The following is a 23,978-nucleotide window of genomic DNA, read 5'->3' as shown; positions in this document are numbered from 1 at the left end:
GTCATGGCAATTCTTGGCACCGGCATTCAGGACGGGCTGCTCCTCAAGCCCATCACCTACCCGTGGGCATACGACCTGTACAACCAGGCCGTAGCCAACACGTGGTTCCCCAACGAGATCCAGTTGGGTGAAGACCTCGCAGACTTCAAGAAGATGACGGACGAAGAAAAGCACGCCGTCACCTTCCTGATGTCCTACTTCAACCCCAACGAGCTGCTCGTCAACAAGGCACTCGCCTTTGGCGTGTACCCGTACATCAACGCCCCCGAGTGCCACCTGTACTTGGCCAAGCAGATGTGGGAAGAAGCGAACCACTGCATGTCCTTCGAGTACGTCCTTGAGACGTTCCCGCTGGACCGCGAAGCAGCCTACGAGTCCCACGTGACCGTGCCTTCGATGGCGGCCAAGGAAGAGTTCGAGGTCAAGTTCATCAAGCGCATGACGGAGGAGACGCTCGACATCTCCACCACCGAGGGCAAGAAGGACTTCGTCCGCAACCTCGTGGCCTACAACGTCATCCTTGAAGGCATCTGGTTCTACTCAGGCTTCATGGTGGCGCTCTCGTTCCGCCAGCGAAACCTGCTGCGCAACTTCGGATCGCTCATGGACTGGGTGATCCGTGACGAGTCACTGCACCTCCAGTTCGGCATCAACCTGATCCTGACTGTCCTCGAAGAAAACGAAGACCTGCAGGACCCAGAATTCGCCGAAGAGATTCGCCAGATGATCCTGGGCGCCGTGGAGATGGAAGAGAAGTACAACCACGACCTCCTGCCCAAGGGCATCCTCGGCCTCAACGCCGACTATGTGAACCAGTACGTGCGATACCTCGCAGACCGCCGCCTGGAAGAGCTCGGTTTCGAAGCGCACTACAACGTGTCCAACCCCGCCAAGTGGATGGCCACCGCCAACGACACCCTGCAGTTGGTGAACTTCTTCGAAGCCACCAACACCTCCTACGAGGTCAACGCACAGGCCACCAAGAAGTAGCGCACACCAGCGCAGACGCAACGCAGCGAGGGGCCCCAGCATCATGCTGGGGCCCCTCGCTGCGTTGCGTTTCACCAACCAGCACCCGGCCGGCTCGCCATAGGCGAGGCAAGAGCAAGTCAAGGTACTTTTTACCAACTGGTCGGGATTAGACTGAGCAGCAACAGCGTTGGCACAGGAGTCCCCCTCGAGCCGAGACCGGCCGACGCAAACCGATGATGTTCCCTTCTTCTCGAAAGAGTGTGCCCTTTGTCTGCCCCCACGCAGGTCGCCCCCAGCGTTGACGTTCCCGTCACCAACCCGGGCGGAATCACCAAACGACGCCGACTGGCGTACGTGCTGATCCTCGGTGCACTCATCGCCCTCGGGCCATTCACCGTCGACCTGTACCTCCCGGCTTTCCCCACCGTCGCGGCAGACCTTCAAGCCTCTGACGCGGCAATCCAAATGACGCTCACCGCGACCATGATCGGTTTCGGGCTGGGCCAGCTCATTGTGGGACCGCTCTCCGACGCCGTTGGCCGGAAGCGGCCCCTGCTGATCGCCACGTCAGTCCACGTCCTCGCGTCGCTCGCAGTGGTGTTCGCACCTACCGTCGAGTGGGTCATGGTGGCACGCGTGTTCCAAGGCATCGGCGCTGCAGGTGGTGCCGTCGTCGCGATGGCTATGGTGCGCGACATGTTCCACGGCCAAGCGCTCATTCGAATGCTCGCCAACATGGCGCTCGTGACCGGCGTTGCCCCGGTCATCGCACCCGTCATCGGCTCGCAACTGCTGCGGGTCGTCGACTGGCGCGAAATCTTCGTGGTCCTCGCCGCCTACGGTGTGCTGATGTTGCTGGTGGCAAAGTTCGCACTCCACGAGACCCGTCCAGCCCACATGCGCGGCAAGCAGACCATGGGCGAAGTCGCCCGACGCTATCGACGTTTGCTCGGAGACGGCGCCTTCGTGGGAATCGCCATCGTGGGCGCCATGGGATTCACGGCCCTGTTCAGCTACCTGTCCTCCTCGTCATTCGTCCTCCAGGATCAGTACGGCGTCTCGGCGCAGCAGTTCGGTGTGATCTTCGGCATCAATGCCGCCGGACAGATTGCCTGCACGCAAATCGCGAGCCGGCTCATGCGTGTCCTCGCACCACGAGCCGTCGCCGGTATTGGCATCACGCTCATGACGCTCGGCGCTATCGCATTGGCGATCTGCTCCATCGTGGACGTAGGCCTCATCGGCGTCATCGTGCCGCTGTTCTTCATTGTGCCGCCGCTCGGACTGGTGATGCCATCCGTCCAGGTGATGGCACTCAACGGTCACGGTGCCGAGGCCGGCACCGCCGCATCGCTGATCGGTGCCGGCAACAACGTCGTTGCTGGTGCTGTGACGCCACTGATCGGTGTGCTCGGCATGTCCGCGCTCTCGATGGCGACCGTCATGATCGGTGCGCTCCTCATCGGTGCTGCGTCACTGTGGTTCGTGGTGCGTCCGCGCACTACCAGCGCCGTCATCGTCTAGCAGCACCGCTGAAGGTCATAGGCTTGGGCCATGACACTGCGCGTGGGAATTTTGGTCTTTGACGACTTTGACCTGATCGATGCTGGCGGGCCGTATGAGGTGTTCCTCACGGCATCGCGACTGCGTGAACGCGCCGGTATGGAAGCACCATTCGAGGTCGTCATGATGAGCCCGGGCGGCAAGGACGTCACGGCGTTTGGTGGCATGACGCTCACGCAGTTGGTCGACACCAACACCGTCAGTGATCTCGACGTCCTTGTGGTCCCGGGCACTATTGACCTGGGTGTGGCGCTGTCGAATGAGCCTTTGCTTGCGGCCGTGCGGCACCTTGCAGCGGAATCGGTGTTGCCAACGTCGGTGTGCACGGGGTCATTCTTGTTCGCACGAGCTGGAGCGTTGCAGGGTCTTCCTGCCACCTCGCACTGGGAGGATGTTGACGGCCTCGCGGAAGAGAACGTTTCCGAGTCCGTCGCGGGAGTGCGTTGGGTTGATGCAGGCGATGTCATCACCAGCGGTGGTTTGACGTCAGGGATTCACATGGCGCTTCACGTGGTGAGCCGCCTCGTGGATGAAGAACTTGCCACCGCCACAGCACGTCAGCTCGATATGGACTGGAGTCCGCGCCCCGCGCGCTAGCCCACAGGCCCGACCGCCCGCGAGGCTTCTAGGGTGCTTCAGTCGATTCGGGCGCGATGGTGATCGCGAGTGTGCCGACAAAGAAGTTGTCCCCGGAGGTGGCCACGGTCACTGTGTGTGAGCCAGCTTCAACGTGAATGGGGGAGAAGCTCTTCGCGTCGGTGCCGAGCGAGTTGGCGAACACCGAGCCATTGGCGAAGGAGTCGCCGGCGTTGTTCGAGGATCCGAGCGAATCACCGCGCAGCGGGGTCAACGCTGTGCGGTCGACCTTGACGGAGTCGCCGCGGTTGCCATAATCCGTCTCGAATGCTGTCCATGAGACGGTCACGTCGGCGGCGTTTTGGGTTTCTAGCGCACGCTGCACGGGTGCGGACGTCGACACCCAGTGGGGGCCTTCGAGCAGCTTGACGGCTGTGGTGGCGGGGACTGCGGGGTCCTCGTAGACGATGGTGAGCGCGAAGCCCGAGTAGTAGGTGGGAACGTCGTCGAGTTGCGATGCGGCCTGTGCCACGTCTGCGAGTGAGTAGTCGCCGTCGCCTGCGGCTTCGACGAGCGCGGTGACGTCGGCGCGCGAGCGATAGTACTCACGCCCTCCCTGATTGATGAGTTCGACTTCGACGCCTTCGACCTGGGCGAAGTCGCCGCCTGGCACACGGAGAAGTGCCGAATCAAGTGCGCCATCCCAGGAGTCGTCGCCGTATCGCGAGGAGTTGCCGGTACCGGGTGCGTGACGGTTGGCGGACCATTCGAGGATGGCGTGAGTCACGACTGCGCCTTCGGGGAGTTCGACAGTGGTGGTGCCGCCGTTGCGTTGGTCATCGAGGTCACGTAGAGGCACCATGGCGACCGCGTTGTTGTCGATGGCCAGGACAGAGTTGGGGTGTGTGCTGCTACCCATGGTCTCGTCGCATCTGTCGGTTTCAGGCTCACATCCCATGAGGGGTGCACCGAAGTGGGAGACGGCGAGGCCGCCCTGATCTTCGAAGCCGTCGTCGAGGTCATCGTCGGTGGTGCGCAGGCCGGTACGGAGCGAGTAGGTGTCGCTCACGTCGCCTGCATTGACCGTGAACAGGGTTGCGGCATCGGCCGCCAGTTCATCGGCAGTGATGCCGATGGGGAAGTCGAGGCTTGTCGTGGTGCCGGCAGCGACCTGGGGTGAGGTGCACAGCGCGGTTTGTGAATCCGTTGACAGGGTGCAGTCCCAGTCGCCAACTGCGAACGTTGCTGCGGTCGCTGCTGAGACGCTGCGTTGGAGCGCAACGCTATCGCCGGCGACGTTGCCACCGCCGCCGCCTCCGAGGCCGAAGGTCAGGCCATCGGGAAGCTTGATTGATGCGGTGACGTCATCCACGGAGACGGAGGAGATGTTCGACAGTTCCATAGCGATGCTTGGAGCGTCTCGTGGAATCTCGAGGAAGTCGAGGCTAGAACGGCTGATTCGCAACGCGTCGCGAGGGACGGGGGCGGGGTCCGCGGTCGGGTCGGTGGTCGGGTCCGGGTCAGGATCTGGCTGAGGTGCGGGGTCTGGTCCCGTGCTGGTGCCTGTGTCTGGGGTTTCAGAGTTGTCGCCTGGTGTAGAGGAGTCGCTGCCCGTACCTGAGCCGCCCGTGGCGCCGTCTGGTTCCGAGTTAGGGACGATGCCAGAGCCACTGTTCGTTCCGGCGCCGCTATTCGTATTGGCACCACTGTGGGTTCCGAAACCGGGCACGTATGCTGAGCCGCCCTGCGTTGAGCCGGGGCCCGTAGCGCCGCCGGGGGACGTGTCGTTGCCGATAGCGTCGCTGGCGGCATCGTTCTCATCGGCATCGGTTGAGGCGTCGCTGGCGGTATCCGTGCCAGCATCCGTGCTGGCGGAGTCGCCGTTGCCGTCTGCTGGGAACTCGTCATCGCCGAGCACGTGCACGATCTTGTCTGGCTCACCGTCCGTAAGTGCGCTGTCATTGGAAACGTCGCCGTTCGACCCTAAGAGTTGAACCCCACCGAACACGAGTGCGCCCGCGCCTACGACGGCCGCAGTGGGGAGCGCGAGTTGTGTGAGGGTGCCCATGATGCCTGCAGCACCAAAGCTGTTGAGCACGCCGGTGCCCGTCGTCGCGGCGACCCCACCGCCAGCAGTGGCCGCGGAACCCGAGCCTGCAGCTGCGCCGCCTGGGCCCCAAGCGCCTCCAATAGGTAGGCCACCCTGGAGCGCGCCCATGCCGATCGTGCCGAGCATGAGGGGAGCAATGACGGCGCGCATGCCGCGGTTGACGTCCTGAAGCTCGACCACCAGAGCGGCGCATCGCGCGCACTGGTTCACGTGGTCATCTACACGCTGGTGTTCACGCTTGGAAAGTCCGCCACGTACATAAGTGCCGAGCTGAGAGTTGGCTTCCATGCAGCCAATCTCGTCGGACGTATTGAGGTGCTCCTGCAGGTATGCCTGACGCAGTGCTTCGCGTGCGCGGTAGGCGAGCGCGGCCGTGCCGTTGGCGCTCAGTCCCAGCAGCGGGGCGATTTCCTTCGGGCTTTTCTTCTCGACCTCGGTGTACCAGAGAACGGCTTGCCAACGCTCGGGAAGGGAACGGAATGCGTCGGCCACCATCGACTGTTCAAAGCCGGCCAATGCGGGCTCGTCGGAGGACGCTTCGTGGCCCAGGGCGGCCTCGTAGGGCGACATGTCGTCGCGTGGCTTGGTGCGGATCCCCTTGTTGATGATGTCCATGCCTGTGCGGCGGACGATGGTGAAGAGGTAAGCGCGGAATGCGAGGTCCGGGCCATCTCCCCGCTGCAACGCGCGCAGGATGCGGGAGAACGACTCGGACACCACGTCATCGACGTCGGAGGGGGAGTTGGTGTACTGCGTCGCGACCTTGCGGGCGGCATCCACGTGACGTTCGTAGAGCACGCCAAAGGCACCCGGATCGCCGGCGCGCACACCAGCGATCAGCTCAGGATCGCTGGACGTTTCCGTCCATATCGCGATCGCTTCGGAGCTCATGGGGACAGCCTTTCTCGCCTACAAATACAGTTAAACCCCTATGCTTCCTGGCTATACCTGTGAAAGCAAGGCTTTGGTCTGCCCAATTGCTCACACCTGCCGCGTGGGTGTTGTGAAAAGTTTCTTGTGAAACCGCGTCATAGGCCGGGGACCAGGCCGTCTCATTGTGTATGAGTCACCTTGAAGCTCCGACGGCCGGCAATGTGTTGCTGCGTCGCTGGGAGTCGGCGAGCATGGATCGGGTCTGGTTGCGCCCCGGTGATTGGTATACGCCTGCTGCGGAAGCCGTGACTGAGGCGCTTGCAGCGAACCTTGACGCCGCGCCTGCGGTGTATCGCTTGGGTCAGGCTCGCGCTGCTGCTGGTGTGGGGATTACAGAAGCCATTGACGATGTGGGCGTCCTGTTTGAATCGGCCGGATACGGATCCGCTCCTGTCTCTTTCGTCAGGGCACTGTGCCAGGGCTGGACCGAGGGCTCGCCCGACGTGACGGGGCCGCCCGCGATGAAGGACGCCGAGTCTGGTTTGGGTACGAGTGAATACCTCGTACAGCGCCTTGCCGAGGTGTATGGCGCCGCCGCTCGCGAAGGGACTCGCGTACCGCGCACGCATGCGCTCATCATGGTTGATGTCAGCACTGGAGATGCGGATCCGTGGAAGCGGATGACGCGCAATGCCGCCATCGGTGACGCGCTCCTCGGGGCGTACGGCCCTGGTTTCCCTATCGCTCGCTTGGGCAACGGTCTCTACGCCGTCTTGGTAGCGAGGGACGATGCTCTCGGCGAGGGCCTCGCTGAACTCCGGAATCACATTTCTGATCGCGCAGTGCAGATGCGCGTCGATGACTTGCTGCGACAGCCACCTCGTGTGTGGGTGGAATCGCTGCCAGAAACTCACTCTTTCGTTCCCGCCGTTATTGAGGGATTTCAGCGCTAACGAGGTGAGAAACACGAGAGGTCCGGTACCGAGCTGAGGGCGGTACCGGACTTCTTTTTTGGTCGATGGATTACGGCAGACCCCACACGGCGAGTTCGAGGCCACTGGGATCCATGAAGTGGAAGCGCCTACCACCTGGGAAGTCGAAGATGGGGTGGCTGATGGTGCCGCCGGCGTTCACCACGTCCTGAAGTGATGCCTCGAGGTCGCGCGAGAACAGCACCACGAGTGCTCCTCCCGGCTTGACTTCCCCTACCTGGGAGATGCCGCCGTGTTCCTTGCCATCGGCGCACGTGTATCCGTAGTACCCGGGACCGTAGGCCGTCAAACGCCACCCGAATGCGTCTCGATAGAACTGTGCGGATGCCTCGAGATCTGTTGCCGGTATCTCGACATAGTCCGGTGCGTGGTGGGTGTGAGGGTTCTCGGAGTCGGCCATGAACTCACGGTAGCGCTCCGACTTTTCAGGCGCGCGGGATCTCCCCGCGACCGTCGTCGTCTTGCCCGACATCGCGCCACAGCACCATGGAGCGTCCCTCGTTGCGGCGGACACGGCGTCCGCGTTCCACGATGACCACGTGCCCGGCGGGGCCTGAGGTAAAGACCCGTGAGCCGGTGTCGGCGCGGGGGCGCAACTTTTCTACTTCAGCGGTGAGACGGTCAACCTTGTGCTGAAGGTCCAGGATGCGCTTGATGCCGGCGAGGTTGATGCCCTCTTCCTGGCTCATGCGCTGGATCTCGCGAAGCACGGCCACATCGCGCAACGAGTAGCGGCGTCCTCCACCGGCTCGCCGGCGGGCGACGACTAACCCCATGCGGTCGTATTGACGGAGGGTTTGAGCGTGCATGCCGGCGAGTTCCGCGGCAGCCGAGATCAGAAAGACCGGTTCGTCGACGTCGGGTTGTTGCACGGCAGTCCTCCTTAAGCCTCGTCAGTGAGCCTGTAGTCCCACGGTATTGCTACTTGGCTGCGTCGTCGTAGAGGCGTGAGCGAGGATCGTGTTTTGACGATGCCAGTGCAAACGCTTGGAGTGCTTCTTTAGCTTTGCGGCCCAGTTTGCGGGGGACGTCGACGTGGACCGTGACTAAGAGGTCGCCGGTGCCGGACTTTGCTTGCAGTCCGCGGCCCTTGACCCGCAGCGTCGTGCCCGAGGTAGTGCCGCTCGGTACCTTGACCTTCACGCGGTCGCCTTCGAGTGTGGGCACTTCCACCGTGGCACCGAGCGCAGCCTCATCAAACGTCACGGGCAGGGACATCCGCAGATTGTTGCCGTCCATGGTGAACACCGGGTGCTTGGCGACGTGGACCGTCAGGATCAGGTCACCGGCAGGTCCGCCGTTGGTGCCAGGCCGGCCCTTGCCTGCGATACGGATCTTCTTGCCGCTGGAGACGCCGACTGGCAGGCGGGTGTTGATGGTGCCGGTGGAGGTGCGCAGCGAAACGGTCTCGCCCTGTGCGGCTTGACGGAAACTGACTTCCGTGGCTGCGGCAACGTCGGTGCCCTTTTGTGGTCCGCGCTGGAATCCACCGCCAAACATGTTGGACAGCATGTCTTCGAAGCCCTGGGCACGGTATTGCTGGCCGGTTCCTCCCGCGCCACGGCCCCCGCCACCGAACATGTTCGAGAACGCGTCCTCGAACCCAGCGCCGCCTTGACCTCCGGGCCCACCGGCCTGGAAGCGCGGGCCTCCGCCTCCCATGGCGCGAACGGCATCGTACTGTTGACGTTGTTCTTTGTCAGACAGAACGCCGTACGCCTCGCCCACCTCTTTGAACTTCTGCTCGGAGGCAGAGTCGCCGGGGTTACGGTCCGGGTGGAGATCGCGGGCGAGTTTGCGGTACGCCTTCTTGACCTCGTCTTGTGACGCGTCCTTGGAGACGCCCAACGTCTTGTAAAAGTCCTTAGTGAACCAATCCTGACTCGACATGCGAGCGCCTCCTTTCGTGGGTGGTGTTATTCAGGTTGGGCAACGATGACTCGTGCGGGGCGGACCACACGGTCACCGATACGGTGGCCGGGCTGTGCCACCAGTTGCACGGTGGGAACCTCGACCTCGGTCGACGGCTGGGAGGTCAAAGCCTCGTGAAGTTGAGGGTCGAACTCGTCGCCCACGGCTCCGTAACTTTCCCAACCCAGACGGCCGAGCGTCTCCTCGAGCTTGTTCGCGATCGACGCGAATGGGCCCTCGTCGAGTTCGCCGTGCTCGCGTGCTGCGGCAATGTCGTCGAGGATCGGAATGAGAGATTCGACGACCTTCGTGGTCGCGAGTCCACTGGCGGCCTCCCGGTCGCGATCGACGCGCTTGCGGTAGTTGACGTACTCCGCCTGAAGGCGTTGCAGGTCAGCGAGGTGCTCGGCGGCACGCAGTTCCGCCGCGCTTTCGAGATCAGCGACCTCGGCCTCGACGGCCTCGCCAGCGGCTTCCGCACGCTGTGCTGCCTCGTTGATGATCGACTCTGCCTCAGCGAGTGGATCCTGGTCATCACCCTGTTCGGGTGTGGGGTTCTGGTCTGTCATGTTGGCCTCCGTGAGCGACCGTAGCGGAGGGCCGATGTGCATCGGCCCTCCGCAGTCGGGTTGTTACTTCTTGTCGTTCTCGTCGGTCTCGTCGTCGACGATCTCAGCGTCCACCACGTCCTCGTCAGAGGACTCCTGTGCGGACTCATCGCCTGCGGGAGCGCCGTCGCCGGCTGCTTCCTCGGCCTGCTGAGCGGCGTACACGGCCTCGCCGATCTTCTGTGCCTTCTCCACGAGGGAGTCGTGCGCAGTCTTCACGGCTTCGTCGTCGTCGCCTTCGAGAGCGGTCTTCACTTCAGCGATCGCGCCCTTGACGTCTTCAGCAACGTCGGCAGGAACCTTGTCCTCGTTCTCGGACAAGATCTTCTCGGTCGAGTAAGCGAAGGTCTCCGCGTTGTTGCGAGTCTCCTGTGCTTCGCGACGTGCCTTGTCCTCGGCCTCGTGCTCTTCAGCGTCCTTGACCATCTGCTCGATGTCTTCCTTGGACAGGGCCGAGCCGCCGGTCACGGTGATGGACTGCTCCTTACCGGTGCCGCGATCCTTGGCGCCCACGTGCACAATGCCGTTGGCGTCGATGTCGAACGTGACCTCGATCTGCGGAACTCCACGAGGAGCCGGTGCGATGCCGCCCAACTCAAAGGTTCCGAGGAGCTTGTTGTCGCGAGCAAACTGGCGCTCACCCTGGTAGACCTGCACCAGCACGGATGGCTGGTTGTCATCGGCGGTCGAGAAGACCTCAGACGACTTGGTCGGGATCGCGGTGTTGCGCTCGATCAGGCTGGTCATGACGCCGCCCTTGGTCTCGATGCCGAGGCTCAGGGGAGTGACGTCAATGAGCAGCACGTCCTTGCGCTCACCGGAGATGACACCGGCCTGCAGCGCTGCACCCACGGCGACAACCTCGTCGGGGTTCACGCCCTTGTTGGGCTCGCGGCCACCGGTGAGGTCCTTGACCACGTCGGTGACAGCAGGCATACGGGTCGAGCCACCCACGAGAACCACGTGGTCAATCTCGGACAACTGGATGCCAGCGTCCTTGATGACCTGCTGGAACGGAGCCTTGGTGCGCTCGATCAGGTCCTCGGTGAGTTCCTGGAACTTCGCACGGGTCAGGCGGGTGTCCATGTGGACAGGGCCGTTCTCGCCGATGCTCAGGTACTGGAGCGAAATGTTGGTACTGGTGGCCGAGGACAGTTCCTTCTTGGCCTGCTCGGCTGCTTCACGCAGACGCTGCACAGCGGCCTTGTCCTTCGACAGGTCAACGCCCTCGCTGTTCTTGACTTCCTTGATCAGGAAGTCGACAACGCGGCTGTCCCAGTCGTCTCCACCGAGGCGGTTGTCACCGGCGGTGGCGCGGACCTGAATGGTCGAGAAGTCGTCCTCGTCCTTGCCCACCTCGAGGAGTGAGACGTCGAACGTACCGCCACCGAGGTCGAAGACCAGAATGAGCTCGTCTTCCTTGCCCTTGTCGAGGCCGTATGCGAGTGCTGCCGCGGTGGGCTCGTTGACGATGCGCTGGACCTTGAGGCCTGCGATCTCACCGGCGTCCTTGGTGGCCTGACGCTCGGCGTCGTTGAAGTACGCGGGAACAGTGATGACTGCTTCAGTGACCTTCTCGCCCAAGTACTCCTCGGCGTCACGCTTGAGCTTGCCGAGGATACGAGCGGAAATCTCCTGTGCGGAGTACTTCTTGCCGTCGATCTCCTTGGACCAGTCAGTGCCCATGTGGCGCTTGACGGAGGTGATCGTGCGGTCGATGTTGGTGACGGCCTGGCGCTTCGCGATCTCGCCCACCAGAACTTCGCCGGTCTTCGAGAATGCGACCACCGACGGGGTGGTGCGTGCGCCCTCGGCGTTTGCGATGACGGTGGGCTCGCCACCTTCAAGAACGGTCACCACGGAGTTCGTGGTTCCCAAGTCAATACCTACTGCACGTGACATTGAATGTCCTCCTTGGTTCGTGAGGCGTGGCCGGGAGGTCGCGCCGTGAATTGGTGCCGGCTTCGTCAAAGTTGAGCCGCCTACACTCAAGTATCCACGCCCCGGCGGGGATGTCAAGTGGAAAACGTGAAAGTTGAGTGAACCCTGCTCAACTTCTGCCGTAGGCGAATTTGTGAGGTCCGGCACGCCCTCGGCTCGACACGGCACGACGCGCCCACCTACCGCCGCCCCAGCATCGGCCCTCTCTACGCGCTGGCGGTGCCTGAGTGCTCGTCGGACCCTCTATTGGGCACTCAGCCACCGCTGCGACGCAGTCCCCGCCCACCTACCGCCGCCCGGTAGGCCCAGCCCCAGCATCGGCTCTCCACGCGCTGGCGGTGCCTGAGTGCTCGCCGGACCCGCTAATGGGCACTCAGCCACCGCTGCGACGCACGCGAACGTCCCTGTCACGCACGCGAACGTCCCTGTCACCCACGCGAACGTCCCTGCCACCCTCGCAGACTCCTGTCACGCAACAGATCGCCGCGCGAGTACCTCCAGAACCTTCTCGCGGCACCACTCAGGCCGCCCGGCAATGTCGTTCCACCCAAAGCGGAGCACCACAAGTCCCGCCGCAGCAAGATCAGTCTGCCGCTCGCGGTCAGCGTCGCGAGCCTCGCGTGTTGAGTGATACCGGTCGCCATCCAGTTCCACTGCAACACAAGCGCCCCTGTGAAGCATGTCCACCACCGCCCTCCTGGATCCCGCGCTCACCGCTGCCTGCCATTCGAAGCCACGAAACTGCGGCCCCGTGAACACCTCATGCTGAGCGCGCACCTCCAACGGCGTGGTCGCTCCGCCCTCAAACCATCCGAGCATCCGCTCCAAATCTCGCCGGCCGGCAACCCGTTCGGCGCGATCGAGTTCCCGAGCCAATTGCCGCCAGGTGCAGACCCGCGTCCAGAGTGCTTCCCACACAACGTCGCGCCGCTGTGGACGGAGCGCGTAGCGCCAGGCATCAAGGAGCGCCCTCTCTGCCGTCACGCAGGGGACGCCGTCATGGTCGGTGCGGATCCTGACCGGCCCCGTGCGATGGAGTTGAGCCCAACCCGGGCCGATCCGGTGAGTGTTCGCTGCCAGGATGAGGTCTGCGCGGTTGCGATGGCTGATCCGATTGTCTGCCAAGTGCAGCGCGAGCGACCCGGTGACGAGGGCTCGCGGTTGCCACAGTGCGAGTGCCTCGCCGCGAACCGCCGGCGCGTTTGCGTGGGTTGTCGCCGCGTAGACGCCGGGAGCGATCCTGACGCACAGCCCGTCGCGTAGGCAGGCATCGAGCTGGCGCCGCGACCAGCCAGTAATCAGCTCCCCGCGGGTGAATGCGTGGCAATTTGCGCCGAGAAAGTCCGCCAGCGGTGCGTCCTGCAAGGTGAGCCTAGGGAGAAGTCTCATGCACCCAGTGAAGTGAGCGCTCCTGTGCAACGGTAAGAGTCACGAGCATCTGTGGATAGTGCTCGCGCGCTAGCGGTCCCTGAGTGCCCAGATGCTGCCCGATTGGGCACTCAGACACCGCTAGCAACCGCTGAGGGTCCCCGTAGGGACTCTCAGCGGATCAGGGTGAGGCTGCAGAGGCCTAAGGCTTCGGGCTCACACTTGGGCTCGCCGACGGAGACGGGCTGAGCGCCGACGACGGGCTCGGGCTCGCCGACGAGCTCGCGCTAGGCGAGGGGCTCGGAGATGCCTTCTGGTCTGACACATCCGAATCAGGAGATGCCGAACGCGACGCCGCCGCGGCCACCGGAGTCATCACTGCACCTTCAGGCGTCAGCGTGAGCGTTCCGCCTTGGAAGTCCTGGGCAGCAAAGCCGGTGGCGGTTTCGGTGTAGGCGTTGCTTGTGGGCCAGCCGAGTTCGCCTGCGAGTCCGCCGGTCTTACCGAATGCGGTGCGCAGGGTTCCGGTGATGTAGTACTTCGAGTCGGAGCCGTTGGCTTGGGTGACGGCGCCGCCGGTGAAGGCCTGGACTGTTCCGCCTCCGGAGGAGGTGTTGGTGTTGACCGGTCCGGCTGGCCATCCCAGGGAACCGGTGAAGGCGCCGAGGTTGACCAGTTCGGGTAGGTCTGCAGGGTCCACGATGGCGGACTTGGAGCCGTCGATCAGGAGCGTTCCGCCCTGGAAGTCCTGGGCAGCAAAGCCGGTGGCGGTTTCGGTGTAGGCGTTGCTGGTGGGCCAACCGAGTTCGCCGCCCAGTCCGCCTTCATCACCAAACGCGCTACGCAAGTCGCCAGTGAGAAGGAACATCTGTGACGAGTTCTTTGCACGTGTGACGGCGCCGCCGGTGAAGGCCTGGACTGTTCCGCCACCGGAAGCGGTCGTGGAGTTCACATCACCCGCGGGCCAGCCGAGGCTACCGGTGAAGGCACCCATCGAGACCAAGGCCGGAATGTCTGCCGTACGAGTCCATCCATACTTCGAGCCGCTCGTCAGCATCGTTCCGTTTTGGAAGTTCTGGGCAGCAAAGCCGGTGGTGGAGTCCGTGTAGGCGTTGCTGGTAGGCCAACCCAAGCCACCTTTGTAAGAGTTGTAGCGCTTGTAGGCAGTGCGCAGGCTTCCTTCAGAGTGGAACACTCCGGCCGGCGACTCCCAAATGGAGGCGTTGTCGAACTCCTGTGCAGTACCGCCGCCGGAAACGCTGCTGGTGACCGGGTCATCGGCCGGCCATCCAAAGTCTCCGCGGACTCCCGAGTGTGAGCCGTAGTACGTGCGGATTGCGCCGGACAGTGTCGCAGCGCCGGACGACGAGGTCCACGTGATTGCGCCGTTCGCGTAGCCCTGAACCAGGCCTCCGCCGTTGTAGTCGTACTCGGTGATGCTGGAGGTGGGGCTTCCGAGCCAGCTGTTGGCCTTCCAGTGGAGGGCGATGTCTTCGTGACCGCCACCCTGAGAGTCGCCGAACCACTCGGTGTAGATGCGCCAGAAGTTACGGTTTCCGTAGGAGGAGCAGCTGTTGCCCGTTCCGTAAAGGTTGTTTAGTGCTGCAGCGTTCGGCTGGTACGGCGTGTAGTTGTAGAGACCAGCGGTTGCCTGGTTGACGATGTAGACCTTGCCGGTTCCGCAGCTTGCGTTCGGGTGCCAGTAGACGTTCTCAGTGGTGCCTGCCTGGTGGCGGTAGCGGTCAGGAAAAGCGGCGTAGAGCTGGTATTGACGTGCCGCATAGAACAGCTGGTAAATGAATCCGCCATAGGTGGAATCGCAGGGCGCCGTGTCAGGGCATGCAAATCCTGTCGCTTTGTCATAACGCCAACTACTGGGCCACGTGTGCGTGACGAGGCTCATTTCCTTTTGCATGAGGACAAGAAGGACCTTCTGCGAGACACCGCAGGACTGACCCACCCTCGCGATGATTGTCGCCGCGGACTCGTTGGACCGGCCGCTGTATCCATCGCAGTAGTTGTCTGCAGGAATGTTGGGGGTGTGTTGGCGGTAGTCCTTCAGGCAGACGTACCCGCTGGCGCACTCGGGCACCTTGGCGTTGAGGAAGGCTTGCACTTGCGAAGACGACATTGCCGAGCCGGCAAAGAAGTCGGCATCAGAGATGATGAATCCGGGGTCGAAGTCATCGCCGTTGAGCTGGGCGTTGGCCGCGGGAGCCATACCTGCCACAGCCATCGCGATCATGACGCCGAGGAGCGAAACGCGGCGCGCAATCGTTCGAAACATGCATACCTCTCAAATGGCAGCAATGCCGCCGTGACACGAAATGGCCCAAAAAAGGTTCTGGGCAGTGATTGGGTAAGGATAAGCGTTGTAAGGTGTCGCGTCTGCATCACGCGGCGCGTGTGCGAAAGTTGTGCTGAATCTCATATCGAGGAGGAATTCCGTTGACACGTTGGGTTGGGGCAAGTCTGGCCGGGCTCGTTTTGGTGGCGACGGGATGCACGGGAAGCACTGATGCGGATCCCGATAACTCTGAGACGACATCGTGGCAAGAGAGCATTGCCCCTGCTCCGGAGGCAAGTGTGGTGGCGATAGTTCCCGAGGACTGGGAGCCTTCGCCGGAACCCACCGCGTCCAGTGATGTGGAGGGCAACGAGGGCGCAGAGGGATCGTGGATTGTCGAGGTGCCAGGCGGTGTTGAGCACGATGTGACTCTTGAACGTGTCGCACCGCGCGAACCCCGCTTGACTGCTTCTGAGTATTACGAGCAGGTGCTGGGTGCCTCGATCGACGAGGGCGCGGAACTTGACCATGAGGTGCTCACCAGTGATCAGGGCTATGAAGTCCTCGTCGTGTCCTCGGATATGGCCGAGTACGGACCCGATCGGGGAGAAGCGGTCTTCTATATCTTTGCCCCCGACGTCACAGTGGTGGGGCGTCTGATCTCCGAAGAGGCGTTGTCACCTGAGGTCTTGGCGGACTTCAAGGACGTGGCAGTGTCAACCCAGGTCGACTAACGGCGCGCATCATCCGCGGCAGGTGGCCAGAACCAGCCACTTTGGCCCCTCTGGCACCGATACTGAACAACTAGCATCGGCCCTATGAATACAGCCGATGCTGCGGCACACTTCCGCTCCAAGCTCGCCTTTGAGACGGACCCGTCCGACGTTGCTGCCGCTCTCGAGGGCGGCACTGCAGACTTTGTCTTCGTCGACACCCGGAACGAGCATGCGTGGAAGCAGGGGCACGCCCGCGGTGCCGTCCACATGCCCAAGCCAGAGATGGCGTCGCGTATCCCCGAGTACCCCATTGGCACACGGTTCGTTGTGTACTGCTGGGGTCCAGGTTGTAATGGCGCCACCCGTGCGGGCCTGATCATTTCTGAGCTCGGTTACGCGGTGAAAGAGATGATTGGCGGGTTCGAGTACTGGGCTCGCGAAGGGTTCGACGTGGACCGTGTGGTGGCAGACGAGCATGGTCATGAAGTGGCCGTGGACGCTACCCGTGCGCCCGACCCGTTGACGGCGCCCGTAACCCTGCAGAGGGACGATGCTGGGGCTGGACTGGTCACGCCGGGGGCAGCGGCTCTGGGCGGGGGTACTGGACGGATCGCCTGCGACTGCTGACCTCGCGCATGTGCGCTAGCGGTGTCTCAGTGTTCACATCGGGGGATTTTGGGCACTAAGCCACCGCTGGCGCGCGGGAGGCGGCAACCGGTAGCGCGCGGGAGGCGCTAGACCAGTTGTCCTTCCTCCATGCGGAGCACGCGTGATGCCATGACGTCGGCTTCGGAGGGGTCGTGTGTGACGACGATGGCGGTGGTGCCGGCCGCTGCCAGGATGTCGCGGACCTCAACGGCGAGGCGCCCGCGCAAGTCCGCATCGAGTGCGGAGAGCGGCTCGTCGAGTGCAAGCAGTCGTGGTCGCGGGGCCAACGATCGTGCGAGCGCCACCCGCTGACGCTGTCCGCCGGAGAGATCGGTGACGGCGCGTGAGCCGTAGCCTTCGAGCCCCACCAGCGTCAACATCTCCTCAACGCGTTCGCGCCGTGCGTCTAGCGGTAGGCCCTCCATCTCTAACCCGAAGCCGATGTTGCGGGCGACCGAGCGGTGGGGGAAGAGTTGTCCGTCTTGGAAGACCAGGCCGAAGTTGCGCCGATGCACGGGGACCTCGGTGACATCGTCGCCGTCCCAGGTGATGGCGCCGGACGCAACGTCCACGATGCCCACGATGGCTCCGAGCAAAGAGGACTTGCCGCAACCAGAGGGGCCAAGCAGGGCGACGGTCTCACCGGCCGTGACGTCGAGCGACACGCCGTCCACGGCTGTCACGGGGTGTGCGCCGCCGTACTTGACGGTCAGATCGGATACCTGAAGGCCACTCATAGGTCTCCTCCTATTTGGGTGCGCATACGCTCCGAGACCATCATCACGGACGCGGTCAACACTGCAAGCAGCACGGCGGCGGCGAACGCCATGCCGATGTTTTCGGGCCCGGGTCTGCCGAGGAGCCGGTAGATCGCTGTTGGCAAGGTGGGTCGGTCGGGGCGGGCGACGAACGAGGTTGCGCCGAACTCGCCCATGGAGATGGCGAAGGCGAACCCGAGTGCGAGCCCAAACGGGCGTCGCAGGAGTGGCCATTCAACGGTGGCCCATTCCCGGGTGGGTCCTGCGCCAAGAGTGCGCGCGGCGGCTTTCATGCGGGGGTCGATGGCTTTCGCGGGCGGCACGAGGGTGCGGACCACGAGCGGTAGTGCGACCACAGCTTGTGCCATGGGAACTAGCCACCAGGAGCCGCGCAGGTCCACGCCCAACACCACACGGTTCAAAGTCAGCAGCATTCCTAGACCCACGACGACGGCGCTGACGCCCAACGGCATCATGACGAGTGCATCGAGTACCGCCGCCCTCCGGCCGCGCCGTGCAAGGAGCGACGCCACGATGAGCCCGAGTCCGGTGGCGACCACGGCTGCAATGGCGGCGGTGGTCAACGAGTTCAGTGTTGCCTGCCACACACTCACGGGGAGCACCGCGGCGGGTGGGTCAGTGAACAAGGCGGCGTAGTAGTCAAAGCTGTAGCCGTCTGGAGTGCGCAGTGACCGTTCAATGAGGGCGAACAGCGGGGCGGCCATCAGGAGTCCCAGCACCGTCAGCACGGGGATGGTCAGGGCGAGGTCGCGGCGCTGTGCGGCTCGGGTGCCGTCGACAGTGCGTGTCCCCAGGACGCGCTCGCGGCGGCGGCGTGCCCAGGCGGAGGCCGCCAGAATCCCGATCACAAAGAGCAGTTGCAGAATGGCCAGGACGGCAGCTGCCCGCATGTCGAGGAACTGGTTGACCTGCAGCCAGATCTCCGTCTCGAGCGTATTGATCCGCGTACCGCCCATGACGAGGACAATGCCAAACGCCGTGGCGCAAAAAAGGAACACCACCGAGGCCGCTGACGCGATTGCAGGCACAAGAGCCGGGAGCGTGACGTGAGTGAACGCTTGGCGTCGGTTGGCACCCAGGGTGCGTGCGGCATCGGCCGTCCGCGGATCAAGCGCCGCCCATGTCCCGCCCACAATGCGCAACACCACCGACGTGTTGTAGAAGACCATCGCGAGTGCGATCGCCCAGACGGTCTGGTCCCAGCCCAGAAAACCTAGAGGCCCGGAACGGCCAAACAGCGCGGTGAATGCGGTGGCGACCACGATTGTGGGGAGCACAAATGGCACGGACGCAATGCCTCGCACCGTTGCCTGGCCGCGCCAGCGGAGGCGGTACAGCACATACGCGCCGGGGATGCCGAGCGCGAGCGAGCCCAGCGTGCCCAGTGTCGCGAGCCCCGCGGTGGTGAGCACTGCGTCGACTGTGCGCGGATCCACCACGACGGCCCAGGTGCCGGGCCAGTCGAAGCCCCCATCCCACAGGCCGCGCACCAGAACTGTGATGAGCGGCCAGAAAAAGAAAATGCCGAGGAATGCCAGTGGGAGCGCGGCCACAGACCACCACAGGAGGTGGCGGCGTGAGTGGCGGGCGTGCACTGGCATTCCCCGGCTTCAGTCGTGGGGGATTAGCCCAGGACGATGCTGTTCCAGGTCTCGATCCATTCGTCGCGGTTGGCGGCGATTTCTTCTGGGTCGAGGGTGTGCGGGTCCTCAGCGAGGGGAGCGTATTCGGCCCACTCGGCGGGGACCTCAATCTGCTCGGAGACGGGGTAGACGTACATGTTCTCTGGGATTGCTGCCTGGAAGTCGTCCGACAGCATCCAGTCGATCACTGCCTGGCCAGCCTCGGGGTTGCGAGCGCCTTCAAGGACACCGGCGTATTCGACCTGACGGAAGCAGGTGTCGAGCAGCGCGGCCGTGGTGGGCTCGTCGTCAATGACCTCGTAGGGCGGGGACGATGCGTACGACAGCACCAGCGGGTAGTCGCCGCCGTAGTTGGGGGCGGAGAAGTCCGTGTAATAGGTGTCCGACCACGATGCGGTGACGCGTACGTCGTTGGCGGCAAGGTCCGTCCAGTACTGCTCCCAGTCATCGCCGAACTCAGCGACGGTAGCGAGCACAAAGGCGAGGCCGGGGGAGGAGGTGGCGGGGTTGGTGACGGACAGCATCCCTGCGTAGGCGGGGTCGGTGAGATCCGCGAGCTCCGTGGGGAGCTCGACGTCGCCTTCGAACGCGGCGATGTCGTAGTTGAGGCAGACGTCCGAGTAGTCGATGGCCGTGAGTGCTTCGGATCCGGGGATCGCGTACGCGGCTGCGTCTGCTGCGGCGGGAACCTCAGAGGTGTAGTCCGCGAGCACGCCTTCCTCAATGGCGCGCGAGGCGAAGGAGTTGTCGATGCCAAAGACCACGTCGCCGAGCGGCGCATCCTTGGTGAGGACCAGTTGGTTGACGAGGCTGCCTGCGTCGCCCGGGGCCGCAAACTCGACAGTCAGGCCGGTCTCGTCCTCAAATGCGGCAAGGACGTCGTCGGGGACAGCGAAGGAGTCGTGTGTGACGACCGTGACTTCTTGTCCGGTGAAGTCGGCCTTGGCGGCTGCGGTAGCCGAGGTGCTCTCCGTGGGCGATGTGTCGGCGTCGGTGGAGTCGGTCGAGCATGCCGCGAGGGCAAGTGTGGACATGGATAGGGCCGCGATGGCCGTGGTGCGCAAGGTGCGCATGGGTGAACCTCCCAGGTAAAAGGAGGGGACGAGTCTCGACTTCCTCCACCGGCATGATCCGGATCAGGTTCGAGGGTCTGCGGCGGTTCCGCACTCTCAGCGCTCTATTTCGTCTAGCCGATGCTGCGATCGGTTGGGCGAAGCACTCCCCTGTCGTGTCTGGCCAGCATAGCGCGCAACAACGGCCGGCCCGTCCGCATCGAAATGCGGGCGGACCGGCCGTTCAATCGAGCGCGCCGAGGCAGTACCTCGTCGCTGAGAGGTGCTGCTGGTTAGTTGAGCACCTGGTTAGTAGTTGAGTACCTGGCGGCCGTCGTTGACGAGGTCGCGGATGCTGACCTCTCCGTCGGCGTCAGCCTTCAGTGCGTAGCCAGCAGCCTCGATCTGGTCCTTCACGCCGTGGCCGTTGGCGCAGTAGGCGCAGGCTCCGTGCACGTTGTCGCGGAGGGACTCAAGGAGAGCGTGGAGCTTGTGGTCGGAGTTGCTCAGTGCGGCGAGGGATTCCACGCCGGAGCCGTCGAAGACCACGACGACGTCGTCGCCTGCGGACTTGAACTCGGACGCCACCTTGAGGCCACGGAAGACGCGTGAGAGGTCGCCAGAGTCGGGCTCGTAGATGACGACTGCAATCTTGTTGTCAGACATGAGGTGTCCTTTCGTTGGTGAACATACCGGTCGGTATAGTTGGACTCTAGATGTACCGATCGGTATAGTCAAGTCATGGCCGCCGACACCGCTTCGACCCCCAGGGGGAGTGCACGCGAGCGCCTACTGGACGCCGCAGGTGAACTGTTTTATGCGCAGGGCATCAACACCACGGGTGTCGATGCGGTTGCCACGAAGGCCGGCGTGACCAAAGCCACGCTCTACAACAACTTCCGTAGCAAGGATCAGCTCGTTGCCGAGTATCTCCGTGGAAAGCTCCGCGGCTCTCGCGAGCGGCTCGCGGCAAACGACGACCCCAGCGCAACCGACGGCGCGCGCGTAGCTGCGATCTTCGATGCGCTCCTCGGTGACATCGAGGCCGAGCGCTTTCACGGCTGCCCGTTTGCCAAGGCCGCGATTGAAGTCCCGGGGAACGCGGAAGCGATGGAGGTGGTTCGAGAGCACTCGGCCGACCTCGTGGCTCACCTCACTGGGATTACCGGCGACGAGCCCGTGGCGGAGACCATTGCCATGCTCTATGACGGCGCAACCATCGCCGCTAAAGCCGCAGGCACATCGGTGCCAGTGAAGCGAGCGCGGGCCTCTGCCGTGGCGCTCGCGACCGTGTGATCGCGTCGCTCTCGCAAGGCTCAATCGCGGCCGTCCGGAGGCCGGCTTTGGCATCGGAATCGAAACGATCCGAGGGAAGAGTCGCAACGTTTCGATTCCGTGACTAGTATGTCCCTAGTTCTCCACTTTTCCGGAAGGTATGACGATGAAGTTCGGCCACTTCGATGACGGCGCACGCGAGTATGTTGTGACGACCCCCCACACTCCCTACCCGTGGATCAACTACCTGGGGACACAGGACTTCTTCTCGCTCGTCTCGCACACCGGTGGTGGCTACAGCTTCTACCGCGACGCCAAGCTGCGCCGCCTCACTCGCTACCGCTACAACAACACCCCCGTGGACGACGGCGGCCGCATCTTCTCCATCAACGACGGCGGCGACGTGTGGAGCCCCTCATACCGCCCCTACAAGACGGAACTCGACCGCTTCGAAACCCGTCACGGACTGGGCTACACCCGGATCACCGGTGAACGCAACGGCCTCGAAGCATCGGTCCTGTTCTTTGTGCCCGTCGAGACCACCGCGGAAATCCACCACGTCACGCTGACCAACACGTCCGACGCCCCCAAGTCGGTCTCGCTGTTCTCCTTTGTCGAGTTCTGCCTGTGGAACGCGGAAGACGACCAGACCAACTACCAGCGCAACCTGTCCATCGGCGAGGTTGAAGTTGATGGCAGTGCGATCTACCACGTCACCGAATACCGCGAGCGCCGCGACCACTACGCCGTCTACGGCGTTAACGCACCTGTCGACGGATTCGACACCGACCGCGACACCTTCCTCGGATTCGGAAACGGCTTCCATGACGCAGCCGTCCCGCACGCTGGCGAAAGCGGAGACTCGGTCGCATCGGGCTGGTACCCCGTGGGCTCACACCACCTCAAGGCAGAACTCGCGCCCGGCGAATCCAAGCAGTACGTCTTCACGCTCGGCTACCTCGAGAACGACCGCGACGACAAGTGGGAATCCCCAGGCGTCGTCAACAAGACCGGAGCCAAGGCACTCCTCGACCGCTTCTCCACCTCCGAAGCTGCCGACGCAGAGTTCGCGCGCCTCCAGGAGTACTGGGACGACGTCCTCGGCTCGTACACCGTGACCTCCGGCGAAGAGCGCCTCGACCGCTCGGTCAACATCTGGAACCAGTACCAGTGCATGGTGACCTACAACATGTCCCGCTCGGCCTCCTACTTTGAGACCGGCATGGGACGCGGCATGGGCTTCCGCGACTCCAGCCAGGACCTCCTGGGCTTCGTGCACTTGGTGCCCGAGCGTGCCCGCGAGCGCATCCTCGATATCGCGGCCACACAGTTCCCCGACGGCAGTGCGTATCACCAGTACCAGCCGCTGACCAAGCGTGGAAACCACACGCTGGGCTCCGGCTTTAACGACGACCCGCTGTGGCTCATCCTGGGCGTCGCGGCCTACATCAAGGAAACCGGCGACGAGTCGATCCTCGACGAGATGGTGCCGTTCGACAACGACGAATCGCAGGCAGACACGCTCATGGAGCACCTGCGCCGTTCGTTCAACCACCCACTGGAGAAGGCTGGACCTCACGGACTGCCGCTCATTGGACGCGCGGACTGGAACGACTGCCTGAACCTCAACTGCTTCTCCACCGAGCCCGGTGAGTCCTTCCAGACCACCGGGAACCGCACTGGTGGCGTTGCCGAGTCCGTCATGATCGCCGCGATGTTCTGCGCCATCGGCCCCGAGTACGCCGAGCTCGCACGCCGCCGTGGAGACACCGCTGAAGCAGACCGTGCCGATGCGGCCATCGAGCAGATGCGCACCGCGACCGCCGAGCACGGCTGGGACGGCGAATGGTTCCTGCGTGCCTACGACTACTTTGGCGACAAGGTCGGCACGCACGAGACCGCTGAAGGTCAAATCTGGATCGAGCCGCAGGGCTGGGCCGTCATGGGTGGAGTCGGCGTCGAGGACGGCAAGGCTGTGGCCGCGCTGGATTCTGTGCGTGAACGCCTCAACACTCCCCACGGCATCGTGCTGCTGAACCCCGCGTACACCGAGTACCACGTGGAGCTGGGTGAAGTCACGACCTACCCGCCGGGCTACAAGGAGAACGCAGGCATCTTCTGCCACAACAACCCGTGGGTGATCATCGGTGAGGCCATGCTGGGGCGCACCGAGTACGCGTGGGAGTACTGGAAGCAGATTGCCCCCGCATTCCGCGAGGACCAGTCCGAAGTGCACCGCACTGAGCCGTATGTGTATGCCCAGATGATTGCGGGCAAGGACGCAGTGCGTCACGGCGAGGCCAAGAACTCCTGGTTGACAGGAACGGCGTCGTGGAATTTCGTGGCCATTTCCCAGTACCTTCTGGGTGTGCGTCCCGGCTATGACGGCTTGATCGTTGAGCCGCGCATTGGCGCCGAGATCGGTGAGTACACCGTGACGCGTGTGATTCGTGGTGCTACGTACGAGGTGTCCGTCACGAATTCCGGTGGCGCCGATGCTTCGTTGACCGTTGACGGCGAAGCGATCGACGGCACTGTGGTGCCTTACGCATCGGCCGGTTCGACGGTCAAGGTTGAGGTCACCGTCTAGCCTCACCCTCTTTCTGCGAAATGGCTCCTTTTCGCTGTTATGCCCCGGCAAGACAGCGAAAAGGAGCCATTTGG

At 63.5% G+C, this 23,978-nt stretch carries 20 protein-coding genes; 8 read left to right on the top strand and 12 right to left on the bottom strand.

Annotation, left to right across the window (positions count from 1 at the left end):
• The first annotated feature begins 3 nt into the window (after positions 1-3).
• The 3 genes from AOP79_RS02850 (at position 4) to AOP79_RS02840 (ending at position 3,132) form a co-directional block, all read left to right on the top strand.
• Complete coding sequence (locus AOP79_RS02850; RefSeq protein WP_062070231.1) at positions 4-990, top strand: ribonucleotide-diphosphate reductase subunit beta; 987 nt, start codon at positions 4-6, stop codon at positions 988-990.
• A 249-nt stretch (positions 991-1,239) separates the two neighbouring features.
• Positions 1,240-2,496, top strand: a complete 1,257-nt coding sequence (locus AOP79_RS02845) for a multidrug effflux MFS transporter (RefSeq protein WP_062070229.1) — start codon at positions 1,240-1,242, stop codon at positions 2,494-2,496.
• 30 nt (positions 2,497-2,526) lie between these two features.
• Complete coding sequence (locus tag AOP79_RS02840) at positions 2,527-3,132, top strand: DJ-1/PfpI family protein (RefSeq protein WP_062070227.1); 606 nt, start codon at positions 2,527-2,529, stop codon at positions 3,130-3,132.
• Positions 3,133-3,160: 28 nt separating this feature from the next.
• On the opposite strand, the gene AOP79_RS11525 is transcribed toward AOP79_RS02840, so the two are convergent.
• Positions 3,161-6,112: a sigma-70 family RNA polymerase sigma factor gene (locus AOP79_RS11525; protein WP_082093296.1), complete on the bottom strand. Its 2,952-nt coding sequence runs from the start codon at positions 6,110-6,112 to the stop codon at positions 3,161-3,163.
• A gap of 170 nt (positions 6,113-6,282) precedes the next feature.
• On the opposite strand from AOP79_RS11525, the gene AOP79_RS02830 reads away from it, so the two are divergent.
• Positions 6,283-7,047 (top strand): hypothetical protein, encoded by a 765-nt coding sequence (locus tag AOP79_RS02830; RefSeq protein ID WP_062070225.1) that lies wholly within the window; start codon positions 6,283-6,285, stop codon positions 7,045-7,047.
• 70 nt (positions 7,048-7,117) lie between these two features.
• Here AOP79_RS02830 and AOP79_RS02825 read toward each other — a convergent pair whose 3' ends face one another.
• From AOP79_RS02825 to AOP79_RS02795, 7 genes are all read right to left on the bottom strand, one after another.
• Entirely contained in the window at positions 7,118-7,486 is a 369-nt protein-coding gene (locus AOP79_RS02825; RefSeq protein WP_062071028.1) for a VOC family protein, read from the bottom strand.
• A 25-nt stretch (positions 7,487-7,511) separates the two neighbouring features.
• Positions 7,512-7,958, bottom strand: a complete 447-nt coding sequence (locus tag AOP79_RS02820; protein WP_062070223.1) for a heat shock protein transcriptional repressor HspR — start codon at positions 7,956-7,958, stop codon at positions 7,512-7,514.
• A gap of 49 nt (positions 7,959-8,007) precedes the next feature.
• Entirely contained in the window at positions 8,008-8,976 is a 969-nt protein-coding gene (locus AOP79_RS02815; RefSeq protein WP_062070220.1) for a DnaJ C-terminal domain-containing protein, read from the bottom strand.
• A 26-nt stretch (positions 8,977-9,002) separates the two neighbouring features.
• The gene (locus tag AOP79_RS02810; protein WP_082093368.1) at positions 9,003-9,566 is read right to left on the bottom strand and encodes a nucleotide exchange factor GrpE; all 564 of its coding nucleotides are present in this window, start codon (positions 9,564-9,566) and stop codon (positions 9,003-9,005) included.
• Between the two features lie 63 nt (positions 9,567-9,629).
• Positions 9,630-11,507: a molecular chaperone DnaK gene (gene dnaK / locus AOP79_RS02805; RefSeq protein WP_062070216.1), complete on the bottom strand. Its 1,878-nt coding sequence runs from the start codon at positions 11,505-11,507 to the stop codon at positions 9,630-9,632.
• A 507-nt stretch (positions 11,508-12,014) separates the two neighbouring features.
• The gene (locus AOP79_RS02800; protein WP_062070213.1) at positions 12,015-12,935 is read right to left on the bottom strand and encodes a DUF559 domain-containing protein; all 921 of its coding nucleotides are present in this window, start codon (positions 12,933-12,935) and stop codon (positions 12,015-12,017) included.
• Positions 12,936-13,116: 181 nt separating this feature from the next.
• A complete protein-coding gene (locus AOP79_RS02795; protein ID WP_062070211.1) occupies positions 13,117-15,201 on the bottom strand; it encodes an LGFP repeat-containing protein in 2,085 nt (694 codons plus the stop codon).
• Positions 15,202-15,362: 161 nt separating this feature from the next.
• Here AOP79_RS02795 and AOP79_RS02790 point away from each other — a divergent pair, with 161 nt between their 5' ends.
• Together AOP79_RS02790 and AOP79_RS02785 are read left to right on the top strand one after the other, a co-directional pair.
• Complete coding sequence (locus AOP79_RS02790; RefSeq protein ID WP_062070209.1) at positions 15,363-15,935, top strand: hypothetical protein; 573 nt, start codon at positions 15,363-15,365, stop codon at positions 15,933-15,935.
• Positions 15,936-16,019: 84 nt separating this feature from the next.
• Positions 16,020-16,544 carry a rhodanese-like domain-containing protein gene (locus tag AOP79_RS02785; RefSeq protein ID WP_082093295.1) on the top strand — a complete coding sequence of 175 codons (525 nt, stop codon included), beginning with the start codon at positions 16,020-16,022 and terminating at the stop codon, positions 16,542-16,544.
• Between the two features lie 107 nt (positions 16,545-16,651).
• Here AOP79_RS02785 and AOP79_RS02780 read toward each other — a convergent pair whose 3' ends face one another.
• The 4 genes from AOP79_RS02780 to AOP79_RS02765 all read right to left on the bottom strand — a co-directional run bounded on the left by AOP79_RS02780 (position 16,652) and on the right by AOP79_RS02765 (position 20,705).
• Positions 16,652-17,302, bottom strand: a complete 651-nt coding sequence (locus tag AOP79_RS02780; RefSeq protein ID WP_062070208.1) for an ABC transporter ATP-binding protein — start codon at positions 17,300-17,302, stop codon at positions 16,652-16,654.
• Positions 17,299-18,945, bottom strand: coding sequence for an ABC transporter permease (locus AOP79_RS02775; RefSeq protein WP_062070206.1), 1,647 nt, complete (start codon positions 18,943-18,945; stop codon positions 17,299-17,301). The genes AOP79_RS02780 and AOP79_RS02775 overlap by 4 nt, the downstream gene beginning before the upstream one ends.
• Before the next feature lie 23 nt (positions 18,946-18,968).
• Positions 18,969-20,060 carry a thiamine ABC transporter substrate-binding protein gene (locus AOP79_RS02770; protein WP_062070204.1) on the bottom strand — a complete coding sequence of 364 codons (1,092 nt, stop codon included), beginning with the start codon at positions 20,058-20,060 and terminating at the stop codon, positions 18,969-18,971.
• A gap of 288 nt (positions 20,061-20,348) precedes the next feature.
• Complete coding sequence (locus AOP79_RS02765; RefSeq protein ID WP_062070202.1) at positions 20,349-20,705, bottom strand: DsrE family protein; 357 nt, start codon at positions 20,703-20,705, stop codon at positions 20,349-20,351.
• Positions 20,706-20,780: 75 nt separating this feature from the next.
• On the opposite strand from AOP79_RS02765, the gene AOP79_RS02760 reads away from it, so the two are divergent.
• Together AOP79_RS02760 and AOP79_RS02755 are read left to right on the top strand one after the other, a co-directional pair.
• Positions 20,781-21,335 carry a TetR/AcrR family transcriptional regulator gene (locus tag AOP79_RS02760; protein ID WP_062070200.1) on the top strand — a complete coding sequence of 185 codons (555 nt, stop codon included), beginning with the start codon at positions 20,781-20,783 and terminating at the stop codon, positions 21,333-21,335.
• Between the two features lie 145 nt (positions 21,336-21,480).
• A complete protein-coding gene (locus tag AOP79_RS02755) occupies positions 21,481-23,904 on the top strand; it encodes a glycoside hydrolase family 94 protein (protein ID WP_062070198.1) in 2,424 nt (807 codons plus the stop codon).
• Positions 23,905-23,978: the final 74 nt, after the last annotated feature.

It is taken from the genome of Demequina sediminicola, from assembly GCF_000975055.1.
Classification (GTDB): Bacteria; Actinomycetota; Actinomycetes; order Actinomycetales; family Demequinaceae; genus Demequina; species Demequina sediminicola.
The sequence above is the reverse complement of the archived record's forward strand: the minus strand, read 5'-3'. Positions and strand labels throughout refer to the sequence as shown.